Source organism: Klebsiella sp. CN_Kp075, assembly GCF_040065055.2.
Taxonomy (GTDB): domain Bacteria; phylum Pseudomonadota; class Gammaproteobacteria; order Enterobacterales; family Enterobacteriaceae; genus Klebsiella; species Klebsiella aerogenes.
Map to the genome: position 1 here is coordinate 207125 of NZ_CM198050.1, position 15192 is coordinate 222316.

Consider the following 15192-nt stretch of genomic DNA (forward strand, 5'->3'; position numbering starts at 1 on the left):
GCGAATCTCCGTAGCGTAAGTAGTTCAGGCGTGATGAGCGCCAAGCGGAAGTTTTTGATTCTTAGCAGGCTTAACAATTAAAGTAAGCCATACCGAGGCGAAAAGCGCCACACCCATGAAAATGTACGAGGCGGACGGGCTGCCGGTTGCGCCGTTGAGATAGCCGACGAACCACGAGCCAAAGAAGGAACCCAGCGCTCCCATACTGTTGATCAGCGCCATCGCGCCGCCGGCGACGTTGCGCGGCAGCATCTCCGGGATAATCGCAAAGAACGGGCCGTACGGGGCGTACATGGCCGCGCCGGCGATCACCAGCAGGGTATAAGAGACCCAGAAATGGTTGGCGCCGACGGCCCACGAGCCGATGAACGCCAGCCCGCCAATGAGCAGCAGCGGCCAGACAAACAGCTTACGGTTCTGCATCTTATCGGAAGCCCAGGAGACGGCGATCATCGCAATCGTTGCCGCCAGATAGGGTACTGAAGAGAGCCAGCCTACCTCGACCATCCCCATGTTTTCGCCGCCGCTGCGGATGATTGACGGCAGCCACAGTACGAAACCGTACACGCCGATGCTCCAGGCGAAATATTGCATACACAGCAGCACCACGTTGCGTGAACGGAAGGCTTCGCCATAGTTACGCACCGCTTTGATACCCTGCTGCTCGCGCTCCAGCTGTTCCAGCAGCGCCGCTTTTTCACTTTCCGCCAGCCAGTTCACCTGCGACGGTTTGTCTTTCACCAGTACCCACCAGCAGAAGGCCCAAATTACTGCAGGGATCCCTTCAAAGATAAACATTTCACGCCAGCCGAAGGCCTGGATCAGATAACCCGATACGACCGACATCCACAGTACGGTGACCGGGTTGCCGAGGATCAGGAAGGTGTTGGCGCGCGAACGCTCTGATTTGGTGAACCAGTTACTGATGTAAATCAGCATCGCCGGCATGACCGCCGCTTCCACCACGCCTAGAATAAAGCGGATGGCCGCCAGCGCCGGGATGTTATGCACTACGCCGGTCAGCGAGGCGCAGCCGCCCCACAGGATCAGGCAGATAAAGATAAGTTTACGCACGCTGCGGCGTTCGGCGTAAATCGCTCCGGGGATTTGGAAGAAGAAGTATCCAAGGAAGAAAAGGGCGCCCAGCAGCGATGAGATGCCTTTAGTGATGCCAAGGTCTTCGGTAATGCCCGCGGCCGATGCAAAGCTGAAGTTGGCGCGGTCAAGGTACGCCAGGCTATACGTGATAAACACGATAGGCATGATGTACCACCAACGTTTTGCTGCATTTGTTGAACTGTTCATAGGCTTGCCTCTGTCAATGAGGTGACATACGCCCGCCGGGACGGGCGCTGCTGTGCCGCACTGCATGTAGGGTACAGGGCGGCTGTTTTAGGTGAAAAGATTATTCGCCCAGCGCTTCGCGGGTGGGCAGCCCTTCGCTATCGCCCTGGACCTGAATGGCCAGCGAGCCAATTTTGTTACCGCGGTTCACGGCTTGCGTCAGCGTTTTGCCTTCCAGCAGCGCGCTGATCACGCCGACGGCAAAGCCATCGCCCGCGCCGACGGTGTCCACCACGTTATCGACTTTAATCGCGGCGATGGCGCCCTGTTCGCCGTCAGCGGTCTTGAACCAGGCGCCGTCGCAGCCGGTTTTAATCACCACCGCCTTAACGCCGCGCGACAGATAGAAATCAGCGATACCTTCCGGCGTCTGCTGGCCGGTAAGAATCACACCCTCTTTTAAGCCTGGCAAAACCCAATCAGCCTGGAAGGCGAGGCGGTTCAGTTTCTCCACCATCTCGGCTTCGCTTTTCCACAGTACCGGGCGCAGGTTTGGGTCAAAAGAGAGGGTTTTCCCTTCGGCTTTCATCACGTTGGCCGCATGTTCCAGCAATGCATACGAGCTGTCGGACAGCGCGGCGGCGACGCCGCTTAAGTGCAAATGGCGGGCGCTGGTGAAGTAATCGGCGCGGAAATCTTCCGTCGACAGATGGCTGGCAGCCGATCCTTTACGGAAATATTCCACGATGGGATCGGTTCCATTTTCGACTTTAGATTTCATCTGGAAGCCGGTAGCGTAGCGCTCGTCAACGGCTACGCCGCGCGCGTCAATACCTTCTTTGGCCAGTGAATTCAGCACGAAACGGCCAAAACTATCGTTGCCGACGCGGCTCACCCAGCCCACCTTCAGCCCCAGTCGCGCCAGTCCGGTCGCCACGTTCAGTTCAGCGCCGGCCACGCGTTTGATAAAGCGTTCAACTTCCGCCAGTTCGCCGGTTTCGGTGGCGACAAACATCGCCATGGCTTCGCCAATGGTAATGACATCTAAGTTTTCCATGGCTTAATCCTCGCGTAGCAGGTCAACGTAATGGCGGGTGACGGCGGTCAGGTCGTCGCCGACCAGCGGGAATTCAATACCGCGCGGCGCGTCGGCGGGCAGGTTATCGAGCAGCGCCAGCCAGCGTGCGTCCGCCTGGTCCGGCGGGACGGCGCGATACTTCTCATGATGAGGCTCCGCCGCCTTCACATGAATATAGCTGACTGCGGGGGCCAGATGGCGTGCGGCTTCTTCCGGCGAATCGCCGACCCACAGCCAGTTCCCCATGTCGAAAGTCAGCGTCACCGGCATCTGATGGACCCGACAGGCGGCTTTGAAGCGCTGCATCGGCGCCAGTTGGCCGCAATCGGTCTGGTCATTTTCCACCACCAGCGCCATGCCGCTGTCGCTCAGAATATCGCGCAGCGTCTCCAGCTGTTGATTATGGATGAAATGACCGAGGGAGAGCTTCAGCCACAGGGCGTTGAGGGTTTGCGCTTCCTCAAGTAATGACGGGAGATTAGGATTGAGCTCGCCATTGTCAGCGAACAGCGCTTGCGGCGCAGAGTAGCAGGCCAGCAGGCCCCGTTTTTCAATGTCGGCCGCCAGCGTCGGCAACTGCTTCAGTTCCGCCGCGCTGAACAGCTCGCGGCGAATTTCCACGCCATCGGCGCCGGAACCGGCGATAAAGGGTAATACGGCGGACTGCCCGCCAAGCGCTTTAACGTGGTCGTTGCCATAAGCGGCGGTGACGACAATGATTTTTCTGGCCATTGAACAAACTCCTGGCGTGGTGGGGCTTAACTCCCTATTACGCTAGATGGTACCGGTTCCAAAGAAAAGGCCAGGATGTTTAATTTATGATCGTCATCACGATGAATCGTTAACGAGAAGTTGATCCCCGCACAATGAGCTCGCCGGAGAACACCCGCTCGCAGATGGGGTCGCTGCCGCCTTCGATACGTCTGACGACCTGTTCGACTGCGGCATAGCCAATCTGCCAGGTTGGTTGTTTGAGGGTGGTGATGCCGACGCCGGCCAGCTCCGCCCATTCCAGCTCATCGAAGCCCAGCAGGCCGATATCGCTGCCCCAGATGAGGTCAACGCGCTTCAGCGAGCGGGCTACCTGTAACGTCAGGGCGCCGTTGGCGGAAATCACCGCTTTGCGCATTCCGCGGTGGCGGGCGTGGAACTGGCGCAGGACGTTATCCATCATGGCGCCATCGTTAAGCGGTACTTCAGCATTTTCCGCCACTACGCCAGTATAGCGCTGTAGGGTGGCGCGGAAGGCGTCCAGGCGCTCGCGGCGGGTGTTAACGGAGCCAATCGGCTCGCTTAAAAACAGCAGCGCTTCAAAACCCTTTTCTACCAGATGCTCGGTGGCGGTGGTGGCGGCCTGGGTGTTATCCAGCCCCACGACATCACAGGCGAAATCGGGGATTTTACGGTCGATAAGCACCATCGGCAGCGCGGATTGCTGCAGACGGTTGAGGCCTTCTTCGCGCATGCCGACCGCATTAACCACAATCCCTTCAACCTGATAGCTGCGTAAAAGGTCGAGATAGTGGAGCTCCTGATCGATTTCGTTGTTGGTATTACATACCAGCAAGGTGAAGCCTTTTTCGCGGCAGGCGGCTTCAATCCCGCTTAACACGTTCACGGAGTAAGGGTTAGTGATATCGGCGATGATCAGGCCAATCAGGCGGGTACGGCCATGTTTCAGGCCACGGGCCATCAGGCTGGGACGGTAGTTGAGCTCGGCAATCGCTTTTTCAATCCGCGCCAGTAGATCGTCGGATAGCAGATGCTTTTCGCCGTTGAGATAGCGTGAAATGCTGGTTTTACCGGTCTTCGCGGCTTTCGCCACGTCGCTGATGGTTGCTCGCGCCGCTTTCGCCATGATGGCTTCCTTTGCTGAAAATCTGCCAACACCTTAGCGCGAAAAATAGCGATATCAAGCATTTTGCCCGGCAGGAAGGCTGCCGGGCCGGAAACGAGAAGATTACTGCAGCGGGCTGAGGGTAATTTCCACGCGACGGTTCTGCGCTTTGCCTTCCGCCGTGCTGTTGCTGGCGATCGGGTTCGCCGGGCCCATGCCGGTGGTGCGAATACGGTTAGCCGCCACGCCCTGAGTGATGAGCGCGCTGGCGACGCTGTCGGCACGCTGTTGTGACAGACGCATGTTCAGATCGTTGCTGCCGGTGCTATCGGTATATCCGACGACGTTAACGGCGGTTTTCTCGTACTCTTTCAGCACCATCGCGACGCCGGTCAGGGTGTTGGCGCCTGCAGGTTTCAGGTTGGCGCTGCTGCTGTCAAAGGTGACGTTATTCGGCATGTTAAGCACGATGTTGTCGCCATTTCGCGTCACGCTGACGCCGGTTCCCTGCATTTTTTCGCGCAGTTTCGCTTCCTGCACGTCCATGTAGTAACCGATGCCGCCGCCGAGCGCCGCGCCTGCCGCTGCGCCAATCAGCGCGCCTTTGCCGCGGTCATGTTTGGAAGAGGAGAGCGCGCCGACGCCTGCGCCCACTAAGGAGCCGATACCCGCGCCGATGCCGGATTTTCCTGCTTCGCGTTCGCCGGTATAAGGGTTGGTAGTACAACCAGAAATAGCCAGTGTGCCGCTAACGATAGCAGCAATCATCAGTACGCGTTTTTTCATCTTATTTCCTTAATCCTTTTTATTCTTTGCCACCGCAAGCGTGACGGTTGATTATGACGTCCGAATACGGAGAAAATTCCCCGCAGGGTATCTCTTTTTGTAAGTAACATTGAACGGTTGACTAACAAACCGCCACAACACCTGCATTCGCTGACCCAGGAGCCTGCTTTGCCAACCTCATCTGCAACTAAAACCATCCTAACCGCGGCCCACTGGGGGCCAATGCTGGTAGAGACGGATGGTGAAAATGTGATTTCGTCCCGCGGCGCGCTGGACACTCCCTTCGCCAACTCGCTGCAAACGGCGGTGCGCGAACAGGTGCACAGCAAAACTCGCGTTCGCTATCCGATGGTGCGAAAAGGCTTTCTCGCCTCGCCCCAACAGCCGCAGGGCGTGCGCGGTCAGGATGAATTCGTGCGGGTAAGCTGGGAGCAGGCGCTTGACCTGATTGATGCTCAGCATCGGCGGATCCGTGAAAGCTACGGCCCGCAGTCGATTTTCGCCGGTTCCTATGGCTGGCGTTCTAACGGCGTGTTGCATAAGGCGGCAACCTTGCTGCAGCGCTATATGAGTCTTGCCGGGGGCTATACCGGCCACCTCGGCGATTATTCAACCGGCGCGGCGCAGGCGATCATGCCTTATGTGGTAGGCGGTAATGAAGTTTATCAGCAGCAGACCAGCTGGCCGCTTATTCTGGAGCACAGCGAGGTGGTGGTGCTGTGGAGCGCTAATCCGCTGAATACGCTGAAAATTGCCTGGAACGCCTCGGATGAACAAGGGATCCCCTGGTTTGATCGCCTGCGCCAGAGCGGCAAACGGCTGATCTGTATCGATCCCATGCGTTCGGAAAGCGTTGATTTCTTTGGCGAATCAATGGAGTGGATCGCGCCGCATATGGGCACTGACGTCGCGTTGATGCTGGGGATCGCCCATACCCTGGTCGATCATGGCTGGCAGGACGATGAATTCCTCGCCCGCTGTACCAGCGGATATGACATTTTCGCCCGCTATTTGAGTGGTGAAAGCGATGGCGTCGCCAAAACCGCTGAATGGGCGGCGGCGATCTGCGGCGTAGCGGCGGATAAAATCCGTGAACTGGCAAAACTTTTCCATGAAAATACCACCATGCTGATGTCCGGCTGGGGCATGCAGCGCCAGCAGTTTGGCGAGCAAAAACACTGGATGCTGGTGACGCTGGCGGCGATGCTGGGGCAGATTGGCACGCCCGGCGGCGGTTTTGGTCTTTCTTACCACTTTGCCAACGGCGGCAACCCGACGCGCCGCGCCGCGGTGCTGGCCTCTATGCAGGGGAGCGTGGCGGGAGGAACCGATGCGGTGGAGAAAATCCCGGTCGCCCGTATCGTTGAGGCGCTGGAAAACCCTGGCGCAAGCTATCAGCACAACGGGATGACGCGTCGCTTTCCCGACATCCGCTTTATCTGGTGGGCGGGCGGCGCCAACTTTACCCATCATCAGGATACCAACCGCCTGATTCAGGCCTGGCAGAAGCCGGAGCTGATTGTGATTTCCGAATGCTTCTGGACCGCCGCCGCGCGCCATGCCGATATCGTCTTACCGGCGACCACTTCGTTTGAGCGCAACGATCTGACCATGACCGGGGACTACAGCAATCAGCATCTGGTGCCGATGAAGCGGGTGGTCGCGCCGCGCGATGAAGCGCGCGACGATTTTGATGTCTTTGCGGATCTGAGCGAACGCTGGGAGGCGGGCGGTCGCGAACGTTTCACCGAAGGAAAAAACGATTTGCAATGGCTGGAAACCTTCTACCAGATTGCCGCCCAACGCGGGGCGCAGCAGCAGGTGACGCTGCCGCCGTTTGCCGAATTCTGGCAGGCTAATCAGCTAATAGAAATGCCGGAAAACCCGGACAATGCCCGATTCTCCCGCTTCGCGGCATTCCGCGCAGACCCGCAGGCTAACCCGTTAAAAACCGCGAGCGGGAAAATTGAAATTCACTCGCCGACCATTGCCGGGTTTGGCTATGCCGATTGTCCGCCGCACCCGATGTGGCTCGAACCTGATGAGTGGCACGGCAACGCCGAGGCGGGTCAGCTACAGGTGCTTTCCGCCCACCCGGCGCACCGCCTGCATAGCCAGTTGAACCAGACTTCGCTGCGAGAACGCTACGCCGTCGCCGGGCGCGAACCGCTGACTATCCATCCGCTGGACGCGCAGGCGCGCAATATCGCCGACGGCGATCTGGTGCGGGTGTGGAATTCACGTGGTCAGGTACTGGCCGGCGCGGTGGTCACGGAAGGTATTCGTCCGGGGGTGATTTGCCTGCATGAAGGCGCGTGGCCGGATATCGACCCCAATGTCGGAATTTGCAAAAACGGCGCGGTGAACGTGCTGACGAAAGATATTCCGACCTCGCGTCTGGGCAACGGTTGCGCCGGGAATACGGCGCTGGCATGGCTGGAAAAATATGATGGACCCGCGTTGGCGCTCAGCGCATTTGATCCGCCGGCCAATGCATAATCCAGGTCGGATGCTGGGTGTCGTCCTGCCACGCGCAGTCTTCTATACGGAAGCCCTGCGCGTGGTAGAAATTCACCGCCCGCACGTTTTTCTGATAAACCTCCAGACTTAGCCAGTCGTAGTGCTGCTTGATCTCATCAAGCAGCGCGCGGCCGATACCGTGGCGGATCGCTTGCGGGGCGACGAAAAGCGCCCCGACGAAGCGCGAATCCATCACGCTGACAAACCCTTTCAGCGCATCATTCTCCTGCCACACCCAGGTGGCGGCGGCGGGAAGATAGACATCGCGCACGACTTCCAGACTCTCCCGCCAGTAGCTTTCTGCAATGAACGGATGCGCGTAAATAGTGCTTTCCAGCCACAACTCGAGTAGCGGGACGGTCTCTGCGGCATCCCATTTTTTGATCATGCTGGTCTCCCGGGGTGGCAACAGCAACCGGTCACGTGATCGTTGACTAACCCGCAGGCCTGCATAAATGAATAACAGATAGTGGAGCCGACGAATTTAAAGCCGCGCTTTTTCAGCGCCTTAGATAGAGCATCGGAGGCTGGTGTGGTGGTGGGGATTTCGGCGAGCGTCGCGGCATGGGTAATTTGCGGCTGATTATCGACAAACGACCAGACAAAATCGCTGAATGCTTCACCGTTGGCTTCCATGGCGAGAAACGCCCGCGCATTGCCGATGATGGCCTGGATCTTCCCCCGATGGCGGATGATGCCCGCATCCTGTAACAGGCGCTCGACGTCTGCTTCATCCATGGCCGCTACGCGAATCGGGTCAAACTGGTGAAAGGCCTGACGATAGTTTTCCCGTTTTTTCAGTACGGTTATCCACGAGAGTCCCGCCTGCTGGCCTTCGAGGCAGATCATTTCAAACAGCTTTTGCGGCGTTCTCTCGGCGACTCCCCATTCGTTATCGTGATACTGGATATAAAGAGGATCCTGGCTTACCCATCCGCAACGTTGCATGTTTCTCTCCCTTTCGTCAGAAAACTTTTTCATCCGCCTTGACGGCTGAAAGATAAAGATAATAGTTAATACAGGGAAACCACTTCCCATCAACTCCTTATACTTCAAGTTGCGTAGAAGTGGGCGGCAGCTCGAATTATTTTGAGTATAAAAACACAGCAACATTGCCGATTCGGCTCTTTTGGAGTCGCATTAATGATAATAAAGAAATGCAATGGCCTCCGGGGTGGGTTGGCCCCGGCGTGCATCACTATCTGGGTGTCGTGTGTTTCAGGCGCCAATGCCTGGCAACAGGAATATATCGCTAACGATACAAAAAGTAATACGTCGGAACGCTATACATGGGATAGCGATCACCAACCGCGTTATGAAGATATTCTCGCCGAGCGAATGAGGGCGTCAGAAGCGCCCGCCGGACTGGCGTTGAATCAGGCGCTGGCGCCGCCGGATTTGAGTCACGGCATGAGCGTGGGATGGAACTACTCGCTGGCCAGCGGCGTGACCTCCGGGCCGGTCGCCAGCTTGCGTAGCGATCTCAACCCGCCGCCCGCGACGCGTCGCGCGGGCGAAAGTATTTACGTCAACACGCTCGGCTGGCGTATGGATTACCAACAGCTATGGGGCGTGCATCCATGGGCGCAGGTGAGCTATAACCAGTCTATCTCTATCGATAACAATGCGTCGATTAGCCGCGGAAAAGACGGTAGCTGGGGCGACGTCACGCTGGGCGCAGATATGCCGCTGGGTTCACATCTGGCGGCGTGGGCCACACTTTCACAGGCAGATAACGTTCCGTCGGGTGAAAATACGCTGTATCTGATGGGCGTCAGCGCCAATTTCTGACCGAATTTGTTACGCATTTGAAATGCAGTCGTTACTGTAAAATCTCAGTAACGGCGCGTTTCTGTGAGGTAGCGCACACTAACTTTTTGAGTGAAATTTAGGGAATGAATGTTTTGCAATGTCATTCATTCCGCCATAAATGCATTTCATTCCTCGTTGATGGCAGTTCATGCCGTTTTCCCCCACCGGATTTGGGGATTTGGTTATTGTGGCGGCAGTTAATCCTTCAGGACATCTGCTATGAACGCTGCAAACACTCAATATACCCGTTGGCTCACGCTGATTGGCACGATCATTACGCAATTCGCTCTGGGATCGGTTTATACATGGAGTTTGTTTAATAGTTCTCTGGCCAGCAAATTGGACGAGCCAGTAAGCCAGGTGGCATTTTCCTTCGGCCTGTTAAGTCTTGGGCTGGCGCTATCCTCTTCCGTTGCCGGTAAATTGCAGGAACGCTTTGGCGTGAAACGCGTCACCATGGCATCCGGCATCCTGCTTGGCGTCGGCTTTTTCCTCACCGCCCATGCCAACAGCCTGATGATGCTGTGGTTGAGCGCCGGCCTGCTGGTCGGTCTGGCGGACGGCGCGGGCTATCTGCTGACGTTGTCGAACTGCGTGAAGTGGTTCCCCGAGCGTAAAGGTCTGATTTCCGCCTTCTCAATTGGCGCTTATGGCCTTGGCAGCCTCGGTTTTAAATTTATCGATAGTCACCTGCTGGCGACGGTCGGGCTGGAAAAAACGTTTGTTATCTGGGGCGCTATCGTACTGGTGATGATCGTCTTTGGCGCCACCATGATGAAAGATGCGCCGAATCATCCCGCGACCACTACCGCCAACGGCGTTGTCGAAAATGATTTCACCCTTGCTGAATCCATGCGTAAACCGCAGTACTGGATGCTGGCGGTGATGTTCCTGACGGCCTGCATGAGCGGTCTGTATGTGATTGGTGTAGCAAAAGATATCGCGCAGGGCATGGTGCATCTCGACGTGGCGACGGCGGCGAATGCGGTTACCGTGATTTCTATTGCTAACCTGAGCGGCCGCCTGGTGCTGGGTATCCTGTCCGACAAAATCTCCCGTATCCGCGTGATTACCATTGGTCAAGTGGTCTCCCTGGTTGGTATGGCGGCCCTGCTGTTCGCGCCGCTAAATGCGATGACCTTCTTTGCGGCGATTGCCTGTGTGGCCTTTAACTTCGGCGGCACCATTACCGTCTTCCCGTCGCTGGTAAGTGAGTTCTTTGGCCTCAATAACCTGGCGAAAAACTACGGCGTGATTTATCTCGGCTTCGGTATCGGTAGTATTTGCGGTTCGCTGATTGCCTCCGTGTTCGGCGGCTTCTACGTCACCTTCTGCGTCATCTTCGCTCTGCTGATTTTGTCGCTGGCGCTTTCCACTACCATTCGTCAGCCGAAAAGCGAAATTTACCACCAGGCGCACGCCTGATAGCATCGCCCTTCCTAAGCGAATAATGCCTTACCAGCCAGATATTTTGTAAATATCTGGCTGAATCACATTCCTCGCGGATACTTTTCCCATTTGCTGTGGTCTACTTAGCGCGCTTTGTAGAGGTTTCCGATAACCAACCCAGACGCACTTAATTAATCTTCCTGTTTATATCGTTTTAATCAGGGCGGTTTTATCTCTTCGTTTCCCAGGTTTGCTTGCATGAAATACATTAAAACGATGTCGCAGCAGAAGCTGAGTTTTTGGCTTGCGCTGTACATCGGCTGGTTTATGAACGCCGCGGTGTTTTTCCGTCGTTTCGATGGTTACGCTCAAGAGTTTACCGTCTGGAAAGGGTTGTCCGGAGTGGTGGAACTGGTGGCGACGGTGCTGGTCACCTTCTTCCTGCTGCGTCTGCTCTCGTTATTTGGCCGTCGGGTCTGGCGCATCTTAGCCACGCTGGTGGTGCTGTTTTCCGCTGGGGCGAGTTATTACATGACTTTCCTCAATGTGGTCATTGGCTACGGCATAATCGCTTCGGTGATGACCACCGATATTGACCTGTCGAAAGAGGTTATCGGCTGGCATCTGATCCTCTGGCTGGCCGCGGTTAGCGTGTTGCCGCTCCTTCTTATCTGGAGCAACCGCTGCCGTAAGACGCTGCTGCAACAGGTCAAAACGCCGGGTCAGCGGGTGAAAAATATCCTGATAGTCGTGCTGGCCGGGCTGATGGTCTGGGGGCCGATTCGCCTGCTGGAAGTGCGCCAGAAGAACGTTGAGCGCAATTCAGAGGTCGATATGCCGAGTTACGGCGGCGTCATTGCCAACTCGTATCTGCCTTCAAACTGGCTGTCGGCGCTCGGGCTGTACGCCTGGGCGCAGGTGGATGAGTCGTCTGATAATAAATCTTTGATTAATCCGGCGAAAAAATTCACCTATGTGGCGCCGCAGGATCTTGATGATACTTACGTGGTGTTTATCATCGGCGAGACCACCCGCTGGGATCATATGGGTATACTCGGCTATAACCGCAATACCACGCCGAAGCTGGCGCAAGAGAAGAATCTTGTCGCATTCCGCGGCACCTCTTGCGATACCGCCACCAAGCTGTCGTTGCGCTGTATGTTTGTGCGCGAGGGCGGGGCGGATGATAATCCGCAGCGGACGTTGAAAGAGCAGAATGTGTTCGCTGTTCTGCACCAGCTAGGTTTTGCCGGCGACCTGTACGCTATGCAGAGCGAGATGTGGTTCTACAGCAATACGATGGCCAACAATATCGCCTATCGCGAGCAGATCGGCGCCGAGCCGCGCAACCGCGGCAAGAACGTGGATGATATGCTGCTGGTCGATGAGATGAAGCGCGGTATGGAGCAAAATCCTGATGGCAAGCGCTTGATTATCCTGCATACCAAGGGATCGCATTTTAACTACACCCAGCGGTATCCGCGCAGCTTCGCGCAATGGAAACCGGAGTGTATCGGCGTGGACAGCAAATGTTCGAAGGCCGAGTTGATAAACTCTTACGATAATAGCGTCACCTACGTGGATCACTTTATCGTCAGCGTGCTGGACCAACTGCGTGATAAAAAGGCTATCGTGTTCTACGCCGCCGATCACGGCGAGTCGATTAATGAACACGAACATCTGCACGGTACGCCGCGCATGATGGCGCCGCCGGAACAGTTCCGCGTGCCGATGATGGTCTGGATGTCGGATAAGTATCTGGCGAACCCGGACCATGCCGCCTCCTTTGCGCGTCTCAAGCAGCAGGCGGCGACGAAGGCTCCGCACCGTCACGTTGAGCTGTATGACACCATTATGGGTTGTCTTGGTTATACCTCGCCGGACGGCGGGATTAATGAAAACAACAATTGGTGTCGCGTACCTGCTTCGAAGAAAGCGGCGAAGGAATAGCAGTAGTGGCGAGATTCTCGCCGCTTGATTGATTTTTTGCTAATAAGGCATTGACGGGTGTGCATCCCAGCAGTAAGATGCGCCCCGCATTCGGTGATTGGCGCAGCCTGGTAGCGCACTTCGTTCGGGACGAAGGGGTCGGAGGTTCGAATCCTCTATCACCGACCAAATTCGAAAAGCCTGCTCAACGAGCAGGCTTTTTTTGCATCTGTGGCCCGAAGAGGATGAGAACCTCCGGGGGCAGAGGTTCGACTCGAGCGCTTCCCTGATCGCGGCGCAAGCGCCTTATCAGGGCTACATTCGCACAGCGCATAACCAGCCCGGTAGCCCGGCTAAGCGCAGCGCAAGCCGGGGTGAAAACCTTGTCAGAATCACAAAAATCGCATTTCCCCGCGCATCTCGCCAGCTGTTCGCTGTTTTGTGACATCTTCCATTGCTTTTTTTTATCGATGAATAGATCTTTTTTCGCGAAGCTTATGACTAAGTACAGCATTTTCCGCTGTGCGTTTTAACGTTCGCGCTATTAATCGCTCACATAATGGCCACATGGGAAGAAATTTTCACCATTTTTAAGAATTGTTTATCACCAGATGTTGCAAACTATTAAGGGCTTTATTCTGGTTTATTACCGGTAGCATAAATTTCTCTGCTGAAAATAGCGTCATCAAGTTTTTTTAATCTTTGCCCACCGATTCTCACCCCTGACGCAAAACCCGGTTAGCTGTATTGACGTTTCTCCATTCTGTTGACAGATTGTACGGCATGAGGGGCATTTCATGGAGAATCCGTACTGCAACTCAGTCGTTTTAGCGAACGGAATCCCCATCTCTCTCAACGCCTTCGGGCACCACCGACCAGACCGGGTAAAAAATAAATAAAGGTCTGGCGGCTATATGCAAACAACATCACAGTTTTGGAGCAGAATAATGAGTATTTCCTTGAAAAAGTCAGGGATGCTGAAGCTTGGTCTGAGCCTGGTCGCCATGACCGTCGCCGCAAGCGTACAAGCTAAAACCCTGGTTTATTGTTCTGAAGGTTCGCCGGAAGGCTTTAACCCACAACTATTCACCTCTGGTACCACCTATGACGCCAGCTCGGTACCTATTTACAACCGCCTGGTTGAATTCAAAACCGGTACGACCGAAGTTATTCCTGGCCTGGCTGAGAAGTGGGATGTCAGCGAGGATGGTAAAACCTATACTTTCCACCTGCGTAAAGGCGTGAAGTGGCAGGATAATAAAGATTTTAAACCGACGCGCGATCTGAATGCCGACGATGTGGTGTTCTCCTTCGACCGTCAGAAAAATGACAAAAATCCGTACCATAAAGTCTCTGGCGGCAGCTATGAGTACTTCGAAGGGATGGGCCTGCAGGACCTGATTAGCGAAGTGAAGAAAGTGGACGATAATACCGTCCAGTTCGTGCTGACTCGCCCGGAAGCGCCGTTCCTCGCTGACCTGGCGATGGACTTTGCTTCTATCCTGTCGAAAGAATATGCCGACAACATGCTGAAAGCCGGCACGCCGGAAAAAGTAGACCTCAACCCAATCGGCACCGGCCCATTCCAACTGCTGCAGTACCAAAAAGACTCGCGCATTCTGTATAAAGCCTTCCCGGGCTACTGGGGCACCAAGCCGCAGATCGATCGTCTGGTCTTCTCCATCACTCCGGACGCTTCCGTACGCTACGCCAAGCTGCAGAAAAACGAATGCCAGGTGATGCCTTATCCGAACCCGGCTGACATCGCGCGCATGAAGGAAGATAAAAACATCAACCTGCTGGAACAGCCGGGTCTGAACGTGGGTTATCTCTCCTTCAACACCGAGAAAAAACCGCTCGATAACGTCAAAGTTCGCCAGGCGCTGACCTACGCGGTGAACAAAGAAGCGATCATCAAGGCCGTTTATCAGGGCGCCGGCCAGTCGGCGAAGAACCTGATCCCGCCGACCATGTGGGGCTATAACGATGACGTTAAAGACTACACCTACGATCCTGAAAAGGCGAAGCAGCTGCTGAAAGAAGCGGGCATGGAAAAAGGCTTCACCATCGACCTGTGGGCAATGCCGGTACAGCGTCCGTATAACCCGAACGCGCGCCGTATGGCTGAAATGATCCAGGCTGACTGGGCGAAAGTCGGCGTACAGGCCAAGATCGTCACCTATGAGTGGGGCGAGTACCTGAAACGTGCGAAAGCGGGCGAACACCAGACCGTGATGATGGGCTGGACCGGCGACAACGGGGATCCGGATAACTTCTTCGCAACCCTGTTCAGCTGCGCTGCGGCGAAAGACGGCTCTAACTACTCTCGCTGGTGCTACAAGCCGTTTGAAGACCTCATTCAACCGGCGCGCGCCACCGACGACCACAACAAGCGTATTGAACTGTACAAACAGGCTCAGGTAGTGATGCATGACCAGGCTCCGGCGCTGATCATCGCCCACTCCACCGTTTACGAGCCAGTGCGTAAAGAAGTCAAAGGCTATGTGGTTGATCCGCTTGGCAAACACCACTTCGATAACGTCTCTGTCGAATAATA

12 protein-coding genes and 1 tRNA gene are annotated in these 15192 nt (G+C 55.7%); 6 read left to right on the forward strand and 7 right to left on the reverse strand.

Going from position 1 to position 15192, the window contains the following annotated elements:
- Nucleotides 1–24: 24 nt before the first annotated feature.
- The 5 genes from ABLV78_RS00980 to ABLV78_RS01000 all read right to left on the reverse strand — a co-directional run bounded on the left by ABLV78_RS00980 (nt 25) and on the right by ABLV78_RS01000 (nt 4985).
- Nucleotides 25–1305: an MFS transporter gene (locus tag ABLV78_RS00980; protein WP_047047759.1), complete on the reverse strand. Its 1281-nt coding sequence runs from the start codon at nt 1303–1305 to the stop codon at nt 25–27.
- Nucleotides 1306–1405: 100 nt separating this feature from the next.
- Nucleotides 1406–2341, reverse strand: a complete 936-nt coding sequence (locus ABLV78_RS00985; protein ID WP_047047762.1) for a sugar kinase — start codon at nt 2339–2341, stop codon at nt 1406–1408.
- Between the two features lie 3 nt (nt 2342–2344).
- Nucleotides 2345–3094, reverse strand: a complete 750-nt coding sequence (locus ABLV78_RS00990; RefSeq protein ID WP_045390756.1) for a sugar phosphate isomerase/epimerase family protein — start codon at nt 3092–3094, stop codon at nt 2345–2347.
- A 109-nt stretch (nt 3095–3203) separates the two neighbouring features.
- Nucleotides 3204–4220 (reverse strand): LacI family DNA-binding transcriptional regulator, encoded by a 1017-nt coding sequence (locus ABLV78_RS00995; RefSeq protein WP_045390758.1) that lies wholly within the window; start codon nt 4218–4220, stop codon nt 3204–3206.
- Between the two features lie 102 nt (nt 4221–4322).
- Nucleotides 4323–4985, reverse strand: a complete 663-nt coding sequence (locus ABLV78_RS01000) for an OmpA family lipoprotein (RefSeq protein ID WP_015369222.1) — start codon at nt 4983–4985, stop codon at nt 4323–4325.
- A gap of 168 nt (nt 4986–5153) precedes the next feature.
- On the opposite strand from ABLV78_RS01000, the gene ABLV78_RS01005 reads away from it, so the two are divergent.
- Nucleotides 5154–7484 (forward strand): molybdopterin guanine dinucleotide-containing S/N-oxide reductase, encoded by a 2331-nt coding sequence (locus ABLV78_RS01005; protein ID WP_047047766.1) that lies wholly within the window; start codon nt 5154–5156, stop codon nt 7482–7484.
- Here the strand turns inward: ABLV78_RS01005 and ABLV78_RS01010 are convergent.
- Together ABLV78_RS01010 and tag are read right to left on the reverse strand one after the other, a co-directional pair.
- The gene (locus tag ABLV78_RS01010) at nt 7453–7893 is read right to left on the reverse strand and encodes an N-acetyltransferase (RefSeq protein ID WP_047047768.1); all 441 of its coding nucleotides are present in this window, start codon (nt 7891–7893) and stop codon (nt 7453–7455) included. The two genes, ABLV78_RS01005 and ABLV78_RS01010, sit on opposite strands and share 32 nt — an antisense overlap.
- Nucleotides 7890–8453, reverse strand: a complete 564-nt coding sequence (tag, locus tag ABLV78_RS01015; protein WP_047047771.1) for a DNA-3-methyladenine glycosylase I — start codon at nt 8451–8453, stop codon at nt 7890–7892. The genes ABLV78_RS01010 and tag overlap by 4 nt, the downstream gene beginning before the upstream one ends.
- A 258-nt stretch (nt 8454–8711) precedes the next feature.
- Between tag and ABLV78_RS01020 the strand changes: the two genes are divergently transcribed.
- The 5 genes from ABLV78_RS01020 to dppA all read left to right on the forward strand — a co-directional run bounded on the left by ABLV78_RS01020 (nt 8712) and on the right by dppA (nt 15190).
- Nucleotides 8712–9296 carry an autotransporter outer membrane beta-barrel domain-containing protein gene (locus ABLV78_RS01020; RefSeq protein ID WP_161801957.1) on the forward strand — a complete coding sequence of 195 codons (585 nt, stop codon included), beginning with the start codon at nt 8712–8714 and terminating at the stop codon, nt 9294–9296.
- A gap of 240 nt (nt 9297–9536) precedes the next feature.
- The gene (locus ABLV78_RS01025; protein ID WP_045390772.1) at nt 9537–10742 is read left to right on the forward strand and encodes an L-lactate MFS transporter; all 1206 of its coding nucleotides are present in this window, start codon (nt 9537–9539) and stop codon (nt 10740–10742) included.
- Nucleotides 10743–10964: 222 nt separating this feature from the next.
- On the forward strand, nt 10965–12656 hold the full coding sequence (gene eptB / locus ABLV78_RS01030) for a kdo(2)-lipid A phosphoethanolamine 7''-transferase (RefSeq protein ID WP_047047778.1): 1692 nt from the start codon (nt 10965–10967) through the stop codon (nt 12654–12656).
- 91 nt (nt 12657–12747) lie between these two features.
- Nucleotides 12748–12824 (forward strand) — tRNA-Pro (locus tag ABLV78_RS01035).
- A 758-nt stretch (nt 12825–13582) separates the two neighbouring features.
- Entirely contained in the window at nt 13583–15190 is a 1608-nt protein-coding gene (gene dppA, locus ABLV78_RS01040) for a dipeptide ABC transporter periplasmic-binding protein DppA (protein WP_047047780.1), read from the forward strand.
- Nucleotides 15191–15192 lie beyond the last annotated feature (2 nt).

Excerpts from the sequence above, each read along its gene's own strand:
- dppA (WP_047047780.1), top strand. The coding sequence starts at position 13,583 with ATGAGTATTTCCTTGAAAAAGTCAGGGATGCTGAAGCTTGGTCTGAGC.
- ABLV78_RS00990 (WP_045390756.1), bottom strand. The coding sequence starts at position 3,094 with ATGGCCAGAAAAATCATTGTCGTCACCGCCGCTTATGGCAACGACCAC.
- ABLV78_RS00985 (WP_047047762.1), bottom strand. The coding sequence starts at position 2,341 with ATGGAAAACTTAGATGTCATTACCATTGGCGAAGCCATGGCGATGTTT.
- ABLV78_RS01000 (WP_015369222.1), bottom strand. The coding sequence starts at position 4,985 with ATGAAAAAACGCGTACTGATGATTGCTGCTATCGTTAGCGGCACACTG.
- tag (WP_047047771.1), bottom strand. The coding sequence starts at position 8,453 with ATGCAACGTTGCGGATGGGTAAGCCAGGATCCTCTTTATATCCAGTAT.
- ABLV78_RS01010 (WP_047047768.1), bottom strand. The coding sequence starts at position 7,893 with ATGATCAAAAAATGGGATGCCGCAGAGACCGTCCCGCTACTCGAGTTG.
- ABLV78_RS01025 (WP_045390772.1), top strand. The coding sequence starts at position 9,537 with ATGAACGCTGCAAACACTCAATATACCCGTTGGCTCACGCTGATTGGC.
- ABLV78_RS00995 (WP_045390758.1), bottom strand. The coding sequence starts at position 4,220 with ATGGCGAAAGCGGCGCGAGCAACCATCAGCGACGTGGCGAAAGCCGCG.
- ABLV78_RS00980 (WP_047047759.1), bottom strand. The coding sequence starts at position 1,305 with ATGAACAGTTCAACAAATGCAGCAAAACGTTGGTGGTACATCATGCCT.
- eptB (WP_047047778.1), top strand. The coding sequence starts at position 10,965 with ATGAAATACATTAAAACGATGTCGCAGCAGAAGCTGAGTTTTTGGCTT.